9 protein-coding genes are annotated in these 20,211 nt (G+C 52.8%); 2 read left to right on the top strand and 7 right to left on the bottom strand.

Annotation, left to right across the window (positions count from 1 at the left end; all coding sequences use genetic code 11):
• Positions 1-24: 24 nt before the first annotated feature.
• Complete coding sequence (locus LVQ76_RS18605) at positions 25-12,747, bottom strand: cadherin-like domain-containing protein (protein ID WP_232922236.1); 12,723 nt, start codon at positions 12,745-12,747, stop codon at positions 25-27.
• Positions 12,748-13,224: 477 nt separating this feature from the next.
• Positions 13,225-15,003 carry a sodium:solute symporter family protein gene (locus tag LVQ76_RS18600; RefSeq protein WP_232922235.1) on the bottom strand — a complete coding sequence of 593 codons (1,779 nt, stop codon included), beginning with the start codon at positions 15,001-15,003 and terminating at the stop codon, positions 13,225-13,227.
• 425 nt (positions 15,004-15,428) lie between these two features.
• On the opposite strand from LVQ76_RS18600, the gene yjdP reads away from it, so the two are divergent.
• Together yjdP and LVQ76_RS18590 are read left to right on the top strand one after the other, a co-directional pair.
• A complete protein-coding gene (yjdP, locus tag LVQ76_RS18595) occupies positions 15,429-15,770 on the top strand; it encodes a DDRRRQL repeat protein YjdP (protein WP_232904723.1) in 342 nt (113 codons plus the stop codon).
• Positions 15,771-16,006: 236 nt separating this feature from the next.
• The gene (locus LVQ76_RS18590) at positions 16,007-16,618 is read left to right on the top strand and encodes a hypothetical protein (RefSeq protein ID WP_232865400.1); all 612 of its coding nucleotides are present in this window, start codon (positions 16,007-16,009) and stop codon (positions 16,616-16,618) included.
• Here the strand turns inward: LVQ76_RS18590 and phnP are convergent.
• Genes phnP through phnL form a run of 5 tightly spaced genes read right to left on the bottom strand, consistent with a single transcriptional unit; the run spans position 16,602 to position 20,203 of the window.
• On the bottom strand, positions 16,602-17,360 hold the full coding sequence (phnP, locus tag LVQ76_RS18585; RefSeq protein ID WP_232922234.1) for a phosphonate metabolism protein PhnP: 759 nt from the start codon (positions 17,358-17,360) through the stop codon (positions 16,602-16,604). The genes LVQ76_RS18590 and phnP overlap by 17 nt on opposite strands.
• Positions 17,338-17,796 carry an aminoalkylphosphonate N-acetyltransferase gene (gene phnO / locus LVQ76_RS18580; RefSeq protein ID WP_232922233.1) on the bottom strand — a complete coding sequence of 153 codons (459 nt, stop codon included), beginning with the start codon at positions 17,794-17,796 and terminating at the stop codon, positions 17,338-17,340. The genes phnP and phnO overlap by 23 nt, the downstream gene beginning before the upstream one ends.
• Entirely contained in the window at positions 17,789-18,376 is a 588-nt protein-coding gene (gene phnN, locus LVQ76_RS18575) for a ribose 1,5-bisphosphokinase (RefSeq protein ID WP_370639851.1), read from the bottom strand. Before phnN ends, phnO begins: the two co-directional genes overlap by 8 nt.
• Entirely contained in the window at positions 18,376-19,512 is a 1,137-nt protein-coding gene (gene phnM / locus LVQ76_RS18570; RefSeq protein ID WP_232922232.1) for an alpha-D-ribose 1-methylphosphonate 5-triphosphate diphosphatase, read from the bottom strand. Before phnM ends, phnN begins: the two co-directional genes overlap by 1 nt.
• Positions 19,502-20,203 (bottom strand): phosphonate C-P lyase system protein PhnL, encoded by a 702-nt coding sequence (gene phnL / locus LVQ76_RS18565; protein ID WP_232922231.1) that lies wholly within the window; start codon positions 20,201-20,203, stop codon positions 19,502-19,504. The genes phnM and phnL overlap by 11 nt, the downstream gene beginning before the upstream one ends.
• Positions 20,204-20,211: the final 8 nt, after the last annotated feature.

The raw sequence follows: 20,211 nt of genomic DNA, 5'->3' as shown, positions 1-20,211 counted from the left end.
ATTTTTTCCATCTTAAACAGGCAGTTACCGGCGAGTGATTGTCGGGACTGTAATGTGCTTTCCAGACGCCAAAGTTTGTTTTTCCAGGGCAGCAAGCTGCATGGATAAAGGTTGTGCTCCCGATGCGATAACGGTCGGTTGTTCAACCTGCGTCGCTTCCTGCGTGACCGACGTTTGAGCAAATGAGCTACGCTCATCGGCTTGTCCAATACCAAACGGGCCAAATGAGTTCCCAAGCGAATTTTGCCCAAGGGCGTTATTTTCTAAGCCAGGTAAAGTGCGCTGCTCACGCGTGTCGCTGTACCAGCGGGAGAACAGAACTGCCTGCTGCATAACGGGCGCATTCGCATGCTCTATCCCATAACCATAGGCTGCAAACTGGCTGTTAAGCCGGGTTTGCAGACCAACTGCATCACTTTGTAAATCATAGACGAGCGGCAGAATAAACAAGCCCGGTTCGTAACTTTGGCTGTAGGCGGGCAGTGTTTCTTCTTCCTCACGGCCAAAAATCTGGTCGCCATTACGCTCGTCGACGTTTGGCATCGCCGTGACGCCGTGAATCAAAATGGTGAGACGTGCTTCGCTGACACCGCCATCGCTGTCGGTGATGGTGTAAACAAACACCTCAGTGAGTGTTGCGTTCGCTTCAAGTGCCGCCACACGAGGGTCGCTACTGTTCACTTCATAGCGCCAGTTGCCCTGGCTATCGAGGGTGAGCGTGCCGTACTGGCCGCCGCTCGAGCCGCCAATCGTGCCTGTATTACCTGTGTTTTCTGATACGACACCCGTGACAGGGCCATTGCTCGCCGCGCCATCTGCACCTATGCGGTCATCGTTAAACAGGTTACCGCTGGCCGAATTCTGGTTCTGGTCTTGTAAGATTTCCGCGCTGTCATCGGTGGCGCTCGGGTTGTCGTTGAAGACGGTAATGCGTAGTTGCCCGATGGTGGTGCCGTTCACCTGGACTGCGTAGTCGTTGTGTGTACTGACAAGCCCCGGTTGCGACACCGCTTCACGCAAGGTGAAGTTGTAATCGAGCCGCGCAACACCGTCTGCACTGCTGTAGTAAGCCAGTAGCTTGATGGTGCCCGTCACGGTTTCGATAGTAATTGGCGACAGAGGGTTCAGGCGCAAAAGCTGTTCTGCGGTGATGACGCGCCCCTGGAAGGTCAGCGTTTGCAGCTTGTCGAGCGACAGAATATCTAGCGTACCGTTAACCTCCTGAGCACCAGGATCAAGCGGCGTCAGGCCATCTTCATGCACCGAAATTTCCACCGACGGTGCAACCAGAATGCGCAACCTACCATTGGTTTCGCCGCCTTCGTTGCCATCGCTCACTGTGTAGGTCACCGGAGGCACGAAGCCGCGCCAGCTGGCAAGTGGAGTAAAGCGATAGCTACCATCTCGCAAAACCGTCAGGCTACCAACGCCCGCCAGCACGGCCGTTTCGCCCGCGCTGTAACTGTTGCCGCCCACCTGGAAACCAGAAAGATAAATTGGGTCGCCGTTCGGGTCGCGATCGTTGGTTAACACATTGCCAGAGACAGGCTCACCTTGTGGAGTGATAACCCCTTCCGGGTTAACCACTGGCGCGTCGTTGGTGACAAAAACAGTCACGGTTGAGGTTTCTGTGACTCCGCCGCTGGTCACGGTGTAGGTGTAGGTATCCGTGCCGACAAAACCGCTGCGTGGGGTGTAGATAATCTGGCCATTTTGCAACGTGGCAGTGCCATTTGTCCCGTTGGTGACCGCGGTGATAGTGGCATCCGGATTGCTGAAGCTATCGTTAGCCAGCACATCGGTCGTTACCGAATTACCCGCATGGGTGGTGGCGCTATCGGCGTTAATATCGACCACTGGCGAAACAATAATATTCAGCGTGCTGGTGGCGTTCCCGCCGATCAGCGCATCGTTAACCGCGTAGGTGATAGTCGGCACTCTGCCGTTCCAGTCTGCGACCGGGGTCAGCGTGTAGCTGCCATCGGCGCGCAACGTGAACTCACCCACGCCTGCGATAATCACCGGATACCCTGCCGGAGCGGTCTGCCCATCGACATTGAATTGCGTGATGGTCAGCGGATCACCGTCAGGATCGGAATCGTTCAGCAGTACATTACCGGTGACGACATTATCTTCCGGGGTGACATTAATATCTGGCCGTGTAATCGGCAGGGTGTTTTCCACGGTGACGCTGACCGTGGCGGTTTCCTGAATGCCACCGCTCAGCACCGTGTAGGTGTAGCTGTCTGTTCCGACATAACCCACGTTTGGCTTGTAGGTGATTTTGCCGTTTTCGATAGTCACCGTACCGTGGCTGCCTTGAGTCACGGTCTGGATAATTTTATCGCCGTTGGTGAAGGTGTCGTTGGCGAACACATCGGTAGTCACCGAGCTGTTGCCGTGGACGGAGACTTTATCGTTAAAGGCGTCTTGTACTGGGGTAATGGTAATGCTTAACAAGGCGCTGGAAACCCCGCCAGTATTGCCGTCGCTGATTTGGTAAGTCACCACCGGTAAGGTGCCGTTCCAGTCTGCAACCGGCACGAAATTCCAGCGGCCATCGGCCTGCATGGTCAATACACCCATCCCGGTGAGAGTGAGCGCAGTGCCTGGTGTATACAGTGTGCCGTTGACGGTAAATCCGGTCACGGTGAGGGCATTTTTATCTGCATCATCCGCATCGGTGTCGTTGGCCAGCACATTGCCGAAGGCGGTGCTGTCTTCAGGCGTGGTGCTGGTGTCCGGGTTCGCCACAGGTGGCGTGTTGGTCATATCCACGACTACGGTAGCTGTTTCGTTTATGCCACCGCTTGTCACCGTATAGGTAAAGCTGTCGCGGCCAACATAACCGGCCACAGGGGTGTAAACCACCTTGCCGTTAACGATGGTGGTGGTGCCAAATGCGCCGTTGCTGGTGGCCGTAATCTGTTTGCCGCCATTTTCGAAATTATCGTTAGCCAGAACGTCGATGGTGACGGGCACGCCAGCATGGGTGGAGCTTGAATCGTCAACAATGTCCGCGACTTCGGTCAACACAAGGGTCAGCGTGCTGCTGGAGGTGCCGCCGATATGACCGTCGCTGATGTTGTAGGTCACCACGGGTACTGCCCCGTTCCAGTCAGCCACCGGTACAAATTTATAGCTGCCGTCAGCATTGAGTGTAAGCGTGCCGATTCCGGTAATGGTGACGGTTTCGCCAGCCAGATGCGGCACCGTTTCACCCGGTAAGGTAAAGCTTGTGACGCTAAGCGTGTCGGTGGCGTTACTGTCGGTATCGTTACTTAACACGTTCCCGACAAGCGTAGTGTCTTCCACATTGGTCTGCGCGTCGGGTGCCGCTACTGGCACGGTGTTCGTTACCGTCACGTTTACGGTAGCGATCTCCGTTCTGCCGCCGCTGGTGACGGTGTAGGTGTAGGAATCTGTTCCGACATAATCAGGCTGTGGCGTGTAGGTCACAATGCCATTGCTGCCGATGGTGACGGTGCCGTGGGTTCCCTGAGTGACCTCAGTAATAACTTTATCGCTATTCTCGAAACTGTCGTTAGTGAGCAGATTGTCCGAAGAAGACGTTCCCGCCTGAAGCGAGATGTTGTCATCAGCGATATCCACGACAGGGTTCACGATAATATTCACCTTGCCGGAAACCTGGGTGTCGCCGTTGTCGTCGGTTACTACGTAGGTTATCTGCGGGACGTTGCCATTCCAGTCAGCGATAGGTGTGAAGGTATAACTGCGATCATAAGAGAGCGTAAAGGTGCCGACACCCGGAATCACGGCGGTGCCAGTTCCGAATCGGTTAATTGCGAACACACCGTTCATGCCATCTACCTGGAACGAGGTCACGCGCACCACGTCGGAGTCCGGGTCGGAAACCGTCAGCCTGCCGCTAATCTGCGCGCCATCTTCATCCATAGACAGGTTCATATCAGTGGTGACTGGTGCGGCGTTGGTGACGATGACCGTTACGGTGCTGGTTTCGGTAATGCCGCCGCTGGTAACGGTATACGTAAATGTATCTCTGCCCACAAATCCTGGCGGTGGGGAGTAGCGAATCGTGTTATCAGACAGCACAAACACTTGCCCAAGCGTGGTGTTGTCGCGAATAGCGGTGACGATTTGCGTATCGTTGCTGAAGGTGTCGTTACCCAGCACGTTAATGGCGACAAAGTTATCCGCGTGAGTCGTCGCGGTATCTGGGGCAATATCCACCACTGACCGCACTTGAATCACCAGAGTACTGGTCGCCTGGCCTCCATTGTTGCCATCGCTGATGGTGAAGGAGATCGGTGGCACTATGCCATTCCAGTCTGCCACCGGTTCAAAGCTGTAAGTTCCGTTACTATTGATGGTCAGCGTCCCTTTGCCATCGAGAACAACCGGAGTGCCCGTCGCATACGTCGTGCCGTCAATAGTGAAATCGGTAACCGTAATAGTGTCACCTACGTCGGCATCTCTTGCCGTGGTGAGCAAATTGCCATCCAGCTGTGTGTCTTCGAGTGTGCTGCCTGCCGTGCTGCGTAATGTAGGCACGAAATTATTCATGGTGACGGTAATCGTGGCGGTTTCTTCAATGCCGCCACTGGTCACGGTGTAATTAAATACATCGTTACCGACATAACCGGCGTTCGGCGTGTAGAGCACCGTTTTGCCGTCGGCGCTGATGGTTACCGTGCCGTGCGCAGGCGCAGTGACGCCAGTTATTTTTTTGTCAGGGTTACTAAAGAGGTCATTGATAAACGGATCGATGGTTATCGGTTTGCCCGCATGTGTGGAGACAGAATCGTTGGCGATATCATCGATTGGCCGAACGGTGATATCCAGCGAGCTTTGTGTTGGTGAGCCACCGGTGTTATCGGAAACGTTAAACGTGATGGTCGGGACGATACCGTTCCAGTCTTTAACAGGCGTAAAGGTATAGCTGCCGTTGGCATTGAGAACGAAAGTCCCACTGCCGTCAATCGTCACTGTTGCACCTGCCGGATGGTTCGTAGGCGAGCCTTCAATCTGGAAGTCGACGACATGCAGCGGGTCACCGTCCGGGTCAATAATCAAACGCAAGACATCTCCGCTAACCGGTGTATCTTCGTCTGTCACAGCAAACTGGTTGCTGGCGGTTGGCGGCGTGTTAGTCATAAAGATAAATACGTTTGCAACTTCTTCTATGCCGCCGCTGGTCACGGTGTAGGTGTATTTGTCACTACCAATAAAACCGGGGTTCGGGGTGTAAATCAGCTTATTGTCTTCCCCCAAAGTCACCACACCGTTTTCAGGCTGGGTAAAGCTTGTGACGGTTTTGTCCGGGTTGACGAACGTGTCGTTTGCCATCACATCGGTGGTGATAACGGTACCGGTATGTTCGATTTCGATATTATCGCGGGCGTCATCAACCGAGGCCACATGCACACCCAACTGCCCGGTGGTATTGCCATTGCTATTACCATCGGTAACCACATAGCTTACGACGATATCACCATGCCAGTCTCCGCCAGGCTTGTAGGTGTAAGTTCCGTCGGCATTCATGGTCAGCGTGCCATGGTTATTAGCAAGTGTTGCGGTGTCACCCGCATCGTACGTTATCCCATCAATAGTGAAGGTTTTCACCGTGAGCGCGTCGCCATCGGGATCGCGGTCGTTGGTTAAGACGTTGCCTGTAGCAGTGGTGTCTTCATCAATGGTCTTGATTTCGTTGCCCACAACTGGCGCAAGGTTGGTGACGTTAATAGTCACCTTCGCGGTTTCCTCCACACCACCACTTACGACGGTATAGATATAACTGTCGGTTCCCACAAAACCAGGGTTCGGCGTGTAGGTCAGTACGCCATTAACATACGACAGGGTACCGTTTGTCGGCTGAGTGACTTGCGTAACGACTTTATCCGTATTACCGAATGTATCGTTTAGCAGCAGATCGCTTCCCGGCATCACCAACGGCACGTTGGAGTGGGTGGAGAAGGTGTCATCACGAGCATCAGCTACCGCCGTGATGTTGACCGAAAGCGTGGCGGTATTCGACCAGTGCGAAGTTGGGTCGTTGTCTTTAGCGAAGTCGAAGAAATTCACCCGCCCGTTAGACACACCCGCTAACGCTGTGTCAGTGGTATCTGAGGCGCGTAACTGCAAGCCGCCGGTCACAGGCCCGTTGTAATCTGGCAGGGGAACAAATCGCATCTGCGTGTCGCTTGCCAGTACAAAGGCATTGTTTGCAGTGACATCAGATGGGATTGCAGCCCACGTTGTGCCATTGAAGTATTCCCAGTGGCCTTTGCTTGCATCGGTGGTGTCGCCGTAAATCGCGATATAACCCAGTGGGCCGCTGGCGTTGCCGCCACCTGCAATTGCAGTCTGGTTATCGGTGGCATCACCATAAACCGACTGGAATATATTCCCGATGGTTTGCGCACCGTTGGTATCTTCAGCGATGGAAACTGTTTTATCGCTAAGCGTTGGTCGGTCATTAATGTTGCTGACCATAGTACTAAGCGTGACGAGGGCTTCACTGTAAATTGACGTACCGCCGTGCCCACCAGCGCCACTGATATTGGTCACCGCACCATTGGCCGGAACCGCAGGCGTAGTGGAAACATCGCCATTATTGTTAGTTTCGACCAGGCGCACGCCAAGCGTTGACGGAGTACCAAAATAGTCTGGAGCCGGGACAAAACGCAGCGATGAGTTGGCGGTGAGTACCAGCGCGTTCGCGTCACTGCGGTTACCAACCGCCAGCCAGGTAGTGCCATCAAGAGAATATTGCCATTCGCCTTGTGCGGCATTGGTGGTGTGGTTAGTGATGGCTACGCCATAAAACGAATCGGCGCTACTGCCACCATTTCCACCATTCGCGCTGTTATCAATGGTGTCACGAGAGTCATTAAAGAAACCTGTAAACAGTGAACCTACAGTTTTGCCCCCAACTGAACCGCTGAGCGTATCCTCTTCAAGAGTCGGGATGGTTACCGATGGGGTACCGACAACCACTGGTGCGTCGTTAACCGGATTGACCGTAAAGGTGAATACGCGCGTGGTAATGAGCGCCGATGAAGTGCCGCCCACACCATCCTCGTAAGAAACTTGTCCTGGGTCTTGTTGCGGGTTGGTCGCGCTGCCGGGTAGCGTGTCAGGGCGTGAGCCGGAGTTGCCGCCATCGTTGACCGTGACGGTCACGCCGAAATTCCCGTTCCAGTCAGAGCGGTTTGCACTGCCTGGTGCATCGGGCAGCGTAACTCTCAGACCCGCCAGGTACGTATTTACCTGGGCATAAGAGCCGGTAAAGGTCAGTGTATCGGTACCAGCACCCGTAACAGTGCCGCCGCTGCCGGTTGGTGTAATAAAAACAAAGCCATTGGGCAATTTCACGGTCACCGTCATGGTCTCGCTGCCCGCATCCGAATCACTGATGGTAATCGGCGGTAGCGTGACGGTGGCGCTGTTTTCATTAGTCGTCAGCGCCGGGTTGCCTCCCAGTGTGATTTGCGCCGGGTCGTTGATACTACTCTGGAATACGACGCGGTAAGTTGATGCGACGTTTTGCTCAAGCCCGCCAGGAATCGCCGCGTAAGGGCTGATAACCGTGTTTGGAGGAAGTGTGGTTCCTACACCATTTGCGGCAACGTTATTACCCCCGTTGGCACCGCCAATCAGGTTACCGTTCGCACTACGCACCCGGTCGTCAACAATCACTTCGACGCGGAAATACTGGTCTGCATCATCAAGGATTACACCGCGCATACTGACCTGCAATTGCGCGAGGTAAGCGTTGATTTGCGCGAGGGTTCCGGTAATCACCAACGGTGCGTTTTGCCCGTTGGATGGTGGGTTAACACCATCCTGGCTGGCGTTCTGCACAAACACACCGGTCGTGGTATTGAGCGAAGAAATTGTGATGGCAGAGTTTTGCTGGTCGCGATACTGCGAAACCGACAATGGGTTGCCGTTCGCGTCGGTGATTCGCACCGTGACCTGAACAATATCGTTTTCACCCGCCGCAATGCCGCCTGCGTCGGTGATATCCGGGTCACCAATCACAAAACCGCCCACGCTGTTGCCACCTGGTGCGTTGTTGTCGAGCAAGACGCTGCCCGACGGCGCGGTGATGGTCGGCGGGTCATTCACCGGGATAATGGTTATTGCGATTTGCACATCGGCAGGCGGTACGCCCGAGGTGTCGCCGACGGTCGCCGTTGACGTATCCAGATGCACATTGAGCGTCACATCGCCTGCTGCCGCACCATTTTGGTCGTGGTTAGCATTAGCAGCACTTTGATAAGTGAGCCCATTTACCGAGTCATTAAGCAATGCCTGAATAGCGTTGGCGGTGCCGGTAAGAATGAGTCGGCCAGAGTTATCGCCCTTAATCGTCACACCGTTTATAACCGTGCTGCTGTCATCAGTTAAGCCGCCAATCCCCAGTTGCCCTTGTGGGACGGTTAACGTCACGGTTACCGGTTTGCCAAAGGCCGTGGACTCAACATCAGTAATGACAAAATCACCGCCGATAAACGTCGGTTGATCTTCATAGGTGGATTTATTGGGATTACCGACAACCAGGTGGCCTGGATCGTTGACTTCCGAGGCGAAAATTACCACCTGGTTGGCAGTGATATTGCCGTTTGCTGCCGGAACCCCATCCGCATACCAGTTGTAATTTTGGCTATCGACAATGCCTGGTGATGTGCCAAATGCCGGGTTAGCCGGTTGGTTAACTGGGCCGCCGTTCGCTTGCCCGGTTAGTTGACCATCTGCGGTACGCAAGCGGTCATCGGCAATCACTTGTACCTGGTAGATGGCATTGCGGTCGTTCGGGAACAGCACGGTTAAGCCGCCAAGCGCGCTGTTGATTTGCGCGACGGTGCCTGTCAGAACCAGATAACCGTTCGTTCCACCGGTGATCGTTGCGCCGCTTGCGGCATTAGCGGAAAGCCTGATGCCGTTATATTCGGCCTGAGTGAAAGCGCTGCCATCACTGTGCAGCAAACGCACGGTGGTCTGGAGGATGTTCACCGAGCTGTTCGTGCCAGTAATATCCGGGTCGGCAATAGTAAAACCATTCACCGCATGCGAAAGACCGATATCAATAGGACCGGAAGGTGCGGTGACGGTGGGCTTGTCGTTCGTCGGCGTAATATTAATGGCGAAGTGGTTATTGGCCTGCTCTTTATCACCATCTGAAAGCGTGAAGTTGAAGCCATCGGCGTTCTGACCATTGCCGGTGATTTCATCACCGTTATTCAGATAATAGATTCGACCGTTGTTAATATCAGCCTGCGTGAACGTTGAACCGTTACCCAGGACGCTAAAGTTAACACCATCGGTTGAGTACGCGAGGCGGCCATGAGTTGGCGTTGTGGTGACGGTATATTGCACCTGCTCGGCGGTGCTGTCCGGGTCATAAGCCTGAAGCTGCGAACTATTGATTTGAACATAGCCGCCTTCAACCACGGTCGCCGGGTTGTTAGCCGGAGGCCGGCCTTCAACGCCACCCACAAGGTTTGGCGAATCTGGAGGTACTACGATATCCGGGGTGTCAGGCGTCTGCGGGATTTTTGGGCCATCGTTGACGTTGGTGATGGTAATGCCCACGGTGGCGTTGTTGGCCGACTGCAAACCCCAGCGATCCACTGCATAAGTGGTAAAGCTGGTGCTACGGACTTCAGAACCGTTGCTGACAAAACGCAGACCGCTGGTGCCATCACCTTTCAAAATGCTGGCATCTAGCTGCAATGTGCCGATATCCGCGTTGGTGATGGTGACCCAACTGGTGCCATTATAATATTGCAGCGCACCGCCAGCAGGCAGCGTCAGGAAGCCAAATTTGAGTGCGCCTGCTCCGCTGACATCGTTGTTGTAAGCGTAGTTATTGCTGGTGCCATCAGGTCGCAAAGCCGACCCTTCCCACGATGAGCCACTGTTTACATCATCCGGGTCGCTCAACTGTAGCTGCGAGCTGGTAATAACGGTTGTTTCACCTTCCGCTAAAACGGTGTTTGAAGAACCGGAAATCACCGGGGCATCGTTAATCGGGGTGACGAACACGACCAGCGTCGGGTTCCAGGTCACCGCAACCGGGTTGCCTCGTGAATCTAGTGCCACCTGGCCTGCCGAAACCGAGAAACTGCCGTCGAACATGAAGTTTTCGCCGCCGTCGTGGCGAACGCTGATTAACCCCTTATTCAAATCAGCCTGCGTAAACGTGCCGAACGCGTTGATAACTCGATAACCACCCTGACCATCACTTTTCAGGATAGTCAGGCCAGTTTGCCCGCTGGCGCTGCCGAGGAAGGTGTAAACGATTTGCTCAGGCGTCGCGCCCTGCACGACATAACTCATGCCAGGCGTGTTTTCGGTGATTTTCCCGGTACCGGACAGCGTTAATGTCCCGCCCTCGTTCAGCACGCCATGCGACGGGTTGCCAGGGTTTTGCACATCGGTGCCGATATACCCTGAGTTTGTAGTCTCTGCCGGGACATTTAATATCGGCAGGCCACCAGGGTCAGGGTTGTTGGGGTTATCAGTGGTAGCCAGGTCGATGGTGAATTGCATATGGGTAAGCTGGTCGTTAGCCGTCTCGCCATCCCATATCCCGCCCTGGCGCGTGAACGTTGTACCATCGGGGTTCCAGCGCAATGCAGTGGAGTGGTCGATGACCCGGAAATTAAACACGTCTATCCCGCCGGTACGGGAAGCAATGTATTGCGTATAAACAACCCGACCTTCGGCGACATCTTCCATCGTAAAGGTGTCGCCGCTTTTCATCAGCAGACCATTCAAGGTCAGATAACCGTGTGTTAACCCTCGAGTATCAACGATAAAACTCACGCGATCTGCCGACGAGTCGCTATCGAGTGCTGCCAGCATTTCTGGTTGCAGCACCACGTTATTCGGGCCTGTTGTGACTTGCGCATGCAATGTCGAATCTGGATTGAGGTACGGGTCGTCATCAACCGGTTGAATCGTCAGTGCAATCACTGCATCGCTGCTGGCAGGAATTCCTGTGCCGCCACCCTGGTCAGTAACACGTACGCCAAAATTGTCCTGCGTATTGCCTTCTGCACCGTCGTTTTCATAGGTCAATTGATCACGTTCGGCATAGCTAATCTGCTGATTCAGAACTACTGGCGAACCCTTAAAATAAAGAGTGCCGAACGCTGGCAGTGAAGTAATGGTTAAGGTCAGTACGGCGTCCTGTGTATCGCCACCGCTGCCAGCAACGATATATTGCCCAACATTCCCGGTATTCACCGCGTTTGCAGGCTGGCCTTCAAAGACAATGCCGCCACCGGATATGGTTGGCAGTTGGTTTTCTGGCGCAATCTGAAGGGTGACAGTGACTGTATCGGAAAGGTTAATTGGCGTGGCACCGTCGTTCACTTTGGCAGAAAAACTATCAGCGGTATTTTGCGCAGTACCCGTTGCGGTGTGGACATACACCAGCTTGTTATCGCGCACATCCTGCTGAGTAAATACCGAGCCGACGCCCAGACGCGTGCCATTGAGCGTCAGGTAACCGTATTGCGGTATTGCCGTTACGCTGTAGACAATTTGCGATGCACTTTGCGCACCTATCTGCACATCAGGATCGATAGCCGCTAGCGTGGTTTCCGTAATCACGGTGCCCGTACCACGTTCAGGCACAGTTAAGGTGCTGTCTACAATCGTCACCGGATCGTTGGAAGGGGTTACCGTAATATGTGTGACGAGGCTGTCGTTACCGGACAGGCTTAAGATGTAAAACTGCACATCCGTGGAAGCTGACTGTTTGCCAAGCTCAGTATCACTTGCAGTAAATTTAAGTGAGTTTAACCAGGCTTGCGCATTTGCAACTGAGCCAACGAACTCCAGTGTCTTCCCTGATTGAGCACCATTAACCAAATTGCCTACAGCATCGTTGGTCAACGTCACGCTGATCGCAACATTTTCATCACTGGCATTAATCGTTATGCCACTAAAGCTGCCGGTTTCGGCACCAGGGCGCAGTGAGCTTGGCTCAGAAACCACCATGTCCGGTTTCGTGGTAGTGAGTTCAGGGGCTTGCAGTACGCCATCGTAAGCCAACTCCAGCGAACGTGTTTCGATAACGCCAGTACGGGATTCAAGTGTCCAGTCAGCCGCTTTTGTCGCGCTACCCGTTTCATCATTTGAAGCCGCAATATCCGCATGGGTGTAGTCCGCCATACGGGTAATCAGGATGGTGTCTTTTGCCGTGACGTTACAGCCATACAGCAAGATATCGCCATCTGTGGTGAGTTTTTCGCCAAGGGTTTCTAATTGCTGCTGATATTGAGCAATCGTTTTGTCATTAAGTTTGTCGCTACCGAGTGTTATCTCGTCGCTGGCACCATGGCTGATGATATGAATCGCAGTGATATTTTTATCGTTCTTTAGCGCTTCATTAATCTGCTCAAGCCCGGAGTGCTGAGAGTCCAGCACCAGCACGCGGCTGCCTTCTGGCAATTGGCTGACCAGCGATTGCCAATTCTGGACGTGACTATCGACGACATAAACTTCATGTGGTGCAGTCGCATCTGCAGGAGCCGGTGCCGTTATTGATGCGGGTGCAGGTACCGATGCTGGCGGGACAAAGACCGCTTTGGAGGCGTCAGGTGCGTTTTCGTGGTGCTGGGTATCAAGCGGATTATCCGCATGATGAGCAGCCTCAGTGACGGCTGCGCCATCGAATAACTGCCGTGGTTCCAGGGCGAAACGATGATGGCGTGGACGGGTAGGATTGTCGTTTCTTTGTCTGGACATAGCGCATCACTCTGTTAGCGGCTTCGGTAGCATTAACGGTAATGATACATCTGATTTACATAGTATGAATGTATTAGATCACCTTATTACATAATATTTACGAATGTATCTGAGATTATTCTTAGTGCTCTTTGCGGGTTTTTTGTAGAAGTGTGCGCGGAGGTGCCGAAAAAATAATGGCAGCAGAAATGGCTGAATTATTGCAAGGTAAGGTAATAAATAACCGTTCGGTTATTATTTTCTTTAAATTTTCGTGGCTGAGATGCTTCTTAATCAATGATAGGGTTCGGTCTTTTTTAATCGACTGGCTTAATTGATGAAATGGGGTTGGGTTAAATAACGAACAATTCTTTCGCATTGCTTATGTGGACTATTATAAAAGAAATAGTTGGTTACGAAACTATGTTAACAATTCGAGTTGTTCGGGAAATAAAAAAGCCACCGAAATTCGGTGGCTTTTGAGTTTAGTGGATAGTTTTATCGATTATTTTGCATTGCTGGTTTGAGAACCACAGCTGCTTTATCGATCTTCGCACTGCGTTTTAACGCATACCCGACAGCAAACACCGCTGCGGCACAGGCCAGGAACAACAAGCGGCCCCACATTGGGTTTGGAATCAGCATCATCGCCGACAAGCCAATCGCCATGTAGATAGTCAGGTCGCCCAGCTTGTTACGCTGCATGCGGTCAACGATGTCCTGCGCGTCGTCTTCAACACACTCGGTTTCGACATCTTTAAAGAACGCATTAGTCGCTTCGACGTTTGTATCTGCTTGCGGCTTATAGAACAGCGCGCTCAGGCAGAAGAAGCCACCGGTCAGCACCAGGTGCGCAACGATTGGAATGATTGTTTTCAGTTCGCTAACTTCGCGACCCGTCAGTTTCTCAACGCCGAACCAGGACATTACATACTGTGGCGTGAATACATCAACCACCATCCAGGATACGCCCAGGCCGAAGATTACGGTCGCCCATGGTGCCCAGGAAGGGGTTCTGCGAATCAACATGCCGAAGAACAATGGAACCAGAATCGGTGATTGCAGCAGTGTTGCTACTTGCATCATCAGGTCGAACAGGCTGAGGTGCTTGAGAGAGTTAAAGAACTGCGCCATGAAGATAACCAGCAAGCCGTTAACCAGGCAGGCGATTTGACCGGCACGTAGTTGCTCTTTATCTGTTGCTTTACCTTTACGCACAATCGTTGCATAGAAGCTGCGTACGAAGATGCCGGAGTTACGGTTTAATGCAGAATCCATGGAAGACATGGTTGCCGCGAACAGACCCGCCATCAGCAGCCCTACAGTACCCAGCGGCATGGCTTCACGAGCAAACACCAGGTAAACCGCATCACGTGCTTTAGCACCCAGCTCAGGGTATTGCGCCCCGGCATTCGGGTACAGAATCGCCGTTGCCCATGGTGGAATGAACCAAATTACCGCGCCAATCAGCATCATCAGCAGCGCCATTAGAGCCGCTTTGCTGGCATTTTTGGAGTCTTTAGCATTCAGGAAGCGGTAGGATTCCTGCATGTTATTAATACTTTGCAGCTGTTTCACCACAAAGAACAGGAAGGTGCCAACCATCAACAGCGGGTAGTTCATATCCGGGCCAGTAAAGAAGCCGGATGGGAACTCAGTCACGATGTTCGCCGGGCCACCGACTGCCCATAGGGCAACCACTGCACAAGCGACTGAAATAACTGCAATAACCAGCGTTTGAATAAAGTCGGACGCTACCACACCCCATGCGCCACTCAGCATGGAAATAGCCAGAACCGCAAGGCCGGTAATCCAGATAGTGGTGATGATATCAGCGTTAAATACTGCGGATGCGAACACGCCAAGACCGTTTAACCACACGCCTGCGTTAATCACGCTTAGTGGGATAATGACCCAGGTAAAGAACTGCTCGTTGACTGGGCCAAAACGGCGACGTACCGCTTCAGTTGGGGTGTCCACACGCATTTGACGGAAGCGGCGAGCGAAGTATGCCCACGCCAGAAGATAAGCAAACATGTTGCCGACAAACACGGCAAGAACTGCGAAACCATCGGTAAAGGCTTTGCCAGCCGCACCGGTGAACGTCCAGGCAGAAAACTGCGTCATAAACGCGGTTGCCCCAACCATCCACCACAACATCTTGCCGCCTCCGCGGAAGTAGTCGCTGGTACTGTTATTGGCCATTTTTTTGAACAGTAGGCTAATAGCTACCATTAATAAGAAATAACCCGCTATTACAATGTAATCGTAAGACATTGTAGTTCCCTATGAGTTAGTTTGAATTGGAAAGATTAAAACACGCTATCCATATAAGTTGAAATAACGTTTCATTATTTATTTAAAATAACCGATGGCGATCATGTTTTTGAATTTTTTGTGGCTGTGAAAGTGAGGTATTTCCGAGCGATTGTTTTTTCTAAACTGTGTGATTCCAATCTAAATTGCTGATTTTTGGCTAAGTTAAACCGCATTGCTCGAGATTTTCGAATCATTACTCAGGGTGAGGCGTGGTTATTTTTTTTGATTTTTTTTGCACCAAAATAAGGCATGAAAAATCTGGGTTGGGTTAAAGGTAAATATTACTTATAAATATAATTAAGGCGAAAATTGGGAATTCTCTGCTGTCAGGGGTCTGGCATTTTTTTTATCGTTCCTAAATTCTATTTTCATGAGATGGGCTTATGAATCGATACTCCACCGTGCTACTGCTCGGCACCCTGACCATGACAACCATTGCCCACGCCGATGCGTTGGATGGCCTGTTCGATAACTCCATTGTGGGGTCTATTTCGCAGGCGATTAACGATGCCTACAAACCGAATGACAGCCGTAGTGATGACAGCGACGACCGCCGTTGGGACGAAAGCCAGCGTCGAAATGATGACGATCGCCGCCAGTATGAAGACCGTCACCGTCAACTCGAAGATCGCCGACGCCAGCTTGACGACCAGCAACGTCAGTTGGATCAACAGCGCCGCCAGCTTGAAGAGGACGAACGCCGTTTGGATGATGATTTTCGGTAAATTTTGAAAATCGGTGAGTGATAAAAAGCACATTAAATTTGCGTTTTGCGAGTTGTCTTCTGAAAACTAAAAGCAAACAAAAAAGTGGTGAAGTTTTATTCATTTAGTGTGTTAATTTTCTTATCAAGCTTAAGATTTGTTACTACAAGTACCCGTAATATCAGGAAAAACGTGGTTTTTTTAAGCTGGCTTTAAAGGGAAAAATAAGCATACTTAGGATAAGGATTTCACAACAAATGGCACCGAGATTGATAAGCGACGCGGATTTCAACAGAAAGCTCAACGCCCCAGATCGTAACCGGGAACACACCCTGGCGTTCCTCGCCAAAGGGGTTGAACCTTTTAGCTTACCCGGCTACGTTCCACCAGCGGGATACCGTCTGGTGATGTCGCTCGACGGTAAACAGTGTCGCCTGCTAAAAGACGACATCACCGCCTATGCGGTAAAAATTGTTACCGGGAAATTTGTGGTGCCAGGCAAACAGCACTGTACGCAGGTCATGGTATGGCGCACATTTAGTGCTGAGCACCAGGATGCGTTACAGGGATTAGCAAAACGGATATTTGCCTGGTTATTGGAATCGTATGAGATTGTGGTTTCTGATAATGAGCAAACTGCTGATGGTCGTCGTTTTTGGGAATACCGTATTTCCGAAGCCATTGCCGACCCTGAATACGAAGTCATGATTTGGGATGGCACTAAAGAAGATGACGAATTACAACGCATTACGAGTGAAGCCGAATTCGTCAGCAAATGGTCACCGTACGCCTGGGGAACCGATCCTGAAATTCATCAGCATCGGCTATTAGTGATTAGCAAGATTAAATCGCCTAATCCACCCGAATAACCATTCCATCAAACCCCGCCTCGAACCCTTTTGGTAACGCATTCTCCATCAGCCAACAATCAAACTTGTGGCTGATATGCGTAAGGACAACGCGTGGGCAGCTAATCTGTTTATTAAGCTCGATAACGGTATTCAAATCGCAATGGTTTTTCGGTGTTTCAGGACGCGGCTCATGGCTGCAATCAATCACGATGACATCCGGTTTATTGTTCGCCAGAAACTTCAGCGTTTTATCGGGCAGACCTGCGGTATCGCTTAACCACGCCACGCGGCTGTGCGGGGTTTCAAAAAAATAGCCCAGCGTCAGTTTTGAATGGTTGAGAGGCAGGGGGGTCACGCGTAGCGCCTGTAAGGTAAACCAGACAAACGGCTCAAGCTGGTAGCTGAAATCCAGAATGCCGGGGTGTTTAAACAGGTCGTCGCAGCCTTGTTCATCGGCGGGGCCGTACACCGGGATTTTTTCGCCCACGCCCCAGCGCATTGGGAATAATCCCTGCACGTGGTCCATATGGTAATGGGTGAGTAAAAACTGCTTAAATTCCCCCGGTTGCCAGCTGTCCATTAAATCGGGAATGCCTGCGTCCAACAGTGTCACCGCGTCGTTAAACTTCATCACCGCGCTGCATGGCTTGCGGCGAAATTGTGGATTATTGCGAGCGCGCTCGCAGGCCGCACAAAAACAGCCAAAGGCGGGGACGAGTTGTGCGCCCCCCGTTCCGCTAAGGGTTAGCGTCAGAGTCACGATTTATCTCCACCGGTTTAGTAAAGCGGAAATGGGTATTTTGATACCCTTCGCGCTGGTAGAAACGGTGGGCGTCGAGGCGTTTGGCGCTGGTGGAAAGCTCAGTGAGTTCCGCTCCGGCAATCCGCGCCTGCTCTTCAGCCCAGGCTAACAGTTTGCTACCCACACCGTGGCCGCGAGCAGCGGGCATCACCACCAGTTCCTGAATTTCACCGACCCAATTCACATGATGCAGATGAAACTGCATATGCAGACTGATCATGCCGACAACCTCGCTGTTAAGTAGTGCAAGTTGGTAGCATAAATTGTGATCTTCGAGATTTGCCGCAAACCCGACGTTAAACGCCTGGCGGTTAAATTCTGCCTGTTTTAATTCGCAGATCAGAGCGTAAACAGTATCAATATCGGCAAGAGTGGCGGGGCGAAGTTCAAACATGGCGCGGTTCCTTGGGACGAAAATGGACGATATTGGCATTGCGCTGGCCATTCACCAGACGCATAAACGATAAGACAGACTCCGCCAGACTGCCATCGTTGTTAAGTATTAAACAGTCGTCCAAATCCGGGGCATAAAAGGCCGCACGTTGCAGGCGTTGTTCGATCTGCTGCGCAGTTTCACGCCCGCGTTGTTCGAGGCGCTTGCGCAAAACGTCCGTCGAAACATGAAGGCAAATCGGCACTAGCGCTTCGGCGTAACGCGCGCGCGCCTGCGCCAGATGCTGGCGAGAGCCGTTCACCACCACGTCGAACCCGGAATCGAGCCAGATATCCAGCTCGATACCCACGCCGTAACTTTGTTGATGCGCCTGCCAGCACAGCGCGAATAGCCCCTGTTGTTGGCGCTGAGCGAACTCCTTTTCACTCAAGGCAATATGGTTTTCGCACCCGGCGTCAGCGGCGCGGGTAATGTAGCGGTGCGCTACCAGTAGTTGATTATTCTCCTGCTGGCGCAGTGCCGTCAGCAGGCTGTCTTTCCCGGAGCCTGACGGCCCCATCAACCAGACTATTTTGCTCATCAGAACACCCGTATTCCCTGACGCCAGACATGGCCGACGTGGACATGGTCGCCGTGAAGATGCGCAAGCACCATATCGGCACGTTTGCCTTCTGCGAGAACGCCGCGGTCATCGAGATTCAATGCTTTGGCTGGGTTGCGTGTCACCAGTGCCACCGCTTGTGGCAGGGTGAAGCTGTTCGACTCGTCCTGGGCGACGCGAAACGCAGCATCCAGCAAACTCGCCGGGTAATAGTCGGACGAGAGGATATCCAGCAGGCCGACTTGTGCGAGTTCATGCGCCGCCACATTGCCGGAATGCGAGCCGCCTCGCACAATGTTTGGCGCGCCCATCAGCACGCTTAAACCATGCTGGCGTGAGGCTAGCGCGGCTTCAAGCGTAGTCGGGAATTCAGCGATTACGCTGCCCAACTCGTGGGATTCCACCACGTGCGCCGCAGTCGCGTCATCATGACTGGCGAGCGCGATATTGCGTGCGCTGCATTCAGCGGCAATCGCCAGGCGATTGGGCTGTGACCAGCGCTCAGCAAGTGCAAGTTGGTCCGCCTCGTAGCTGTTCATCTCCGCATCGCTGAGCGAATATTTTCCCTGGTAATATTCACGATACTTCACCATGTTTGCGAACTGGCGCTGGCCTGGTGAGTGGTCCATTAATGACACCAGCGACACGCCGCTGCGTTCGATTAGCTGCTGGAATAGTGGCAGCGTGGTGTGGTGCGGCAGTTCGCAGCGCAGGTGCAGGCGGTGTTCGGCGCGGTTAACGCCACGCGCCTGGCTGTCCATCACCGCATTGATCATCTTCTCGAGGTTTTCCAGGCGGTCGCCGCCGTCGCGCACGTCGCCCAGCGCTACGGCGTCCAGCACCGTGGTGATGCCGCTTGCTACCATTAATGCATCGTGGCTGCTCATCGCGGAATGCGAAGGCCAGTCGACTTTCGGGCGTGGGGTGAAGAATTTGTCGAGGTTGTCGGTATGCAGCTCGATAAGCCCCGGCAGCAACCAACCGCCTTCGCCATCGTGCGCTTGCGGCAGCTGACTTTGGCTATCGGCAAAATTACGAATCACCCCATCGGCGACTTCCAGTGAGCCACTCACCACTTCATTTTCCAGCACCAGTTTGACGTTATTAATGATCATTTTTAGCCTCGATGGTTGCCATAGAGTGCAGTCTGTCTGCTACCTGATTGCGTACCGCTTCGTCGTGGAAAATGCCGACGACTGCCGCTCCACGTGCTTTGGCTTCCAGAATTAAATCCACCACGGCGGCACTGTTTTTCGCATCCAGCGAGGCGGTCGGTTCATCAAGCAGCAAAATCGGGTAGTCGACGATAAAGCCACGGGCGATGTTTACGCGCTGCTGTTCGCCGCCAGAAAACGTTGATGGAGCCAGGTTCCACAGGCGTTCCGGCACGTTCAGGCGAGTCAGCAGCATCGAGGCTTTGTCTTCACAAACGTCACGCGAGACGCCTAAATCTAGCAGCGGCTGCATAACGACTTCGAGGGCGGAAATACGCGGGATGACGCGCAAAAACTGGCTTACCCAGCCGATGGTCTGGCGGCGCACGGCTAAAACGTCACGCGCCGGAGCCTGTACAATGTCGAGCCATCCATCGTTATGTTTGACCCAGATATGCCCTTCATCGGGTAAGTAGTTGGCGTACAGCGAGCGCAAAAGGGTGGATTTCCCACTACCAGAATGGCCGTGCAGCACCACGCATTCGCCGGATACGACTTCCAACGAGGCATTGGCCAGGACCGGCAAACGGATACCGTGCTGATGGTGTAACACAAAGGTTTTACTCAGGTTTTCAACCCGTAATCTGGTCATCGTGTGCA

It is taken from the genome of Buttiauxella cochleicola, from assembly GCF_021283185.1.
Taxonomy (GTDB): domain Bacteria; phylum Pseudomonadota; class Gammaproteobacteria; order Enterobacterales; family Enterobacteriaceae; genus Buttiauxella; species Buttiauxella massiliensis.
The sequence above is the reverse complement of the archived record's forward strand: the minus strand, read 5'-3'. Positions and strand labels throughout refer to the sequence as shown.

Excerpts from the sequence above, each read along its gene's own strand:
- LVQ76_RS18590 (WP_232865400.1), top strand. The coding sequence starts at position 16,007 with ATGGCACCGAGATTGATAAGCGACGCGGATTTCAACAGAAAGCTCAAC.
- phnN (WP_370639851.1), bottom strand. The coding sequence starts at position 18,376 with ATGAGCAAAATAGTCTGGTTGATGGGGCCGTCAGGCTCCGGGAAAGAC.
- LVQ76_RS18600 (WP_232922235.1), bottom strand. The coding sequence starts at position 15,003 with ATGTCTTACGATTACATTGTAATAGCGGGTTATTTCTTATTAATGGTA.
- phnM (WP_232922232.1), bottom strand. The coding sequence starts at position 19,512 with ATGATCATTAATAACGTCAAACTGGTGCTGGAAAATGAAGTGGTGAGT.
- phnL (WP_232922231.1), bottom strand. The coding sequence starts at position 20,203 with ATGACCAGATTACGGGTTGAAAACCTGAGTAAAACCTTTGTGTTACAC.
- LVQ76_RS18605 (WP_232922236.1), bottom strand. The coding sequence starts at position 12,747 with ATGTCCAGACAAAGAAACGACAATCCTACCCGTCCACGCCATCATCGT.
- yjdP (WP_232904723.1), top strand. The coding sequence starts at position 15,429 with ATGAATCGATACTCCACCGTGCTACTGCTCGGCACCCTGACCATGACA.
- phnO (WP_232922233.1), bottom strand. The coding sequence starts at position 17,796 with ATGTTTGAACTTCGCCCCGCCACTCTTGCCGATATTGATACTGTTTAC.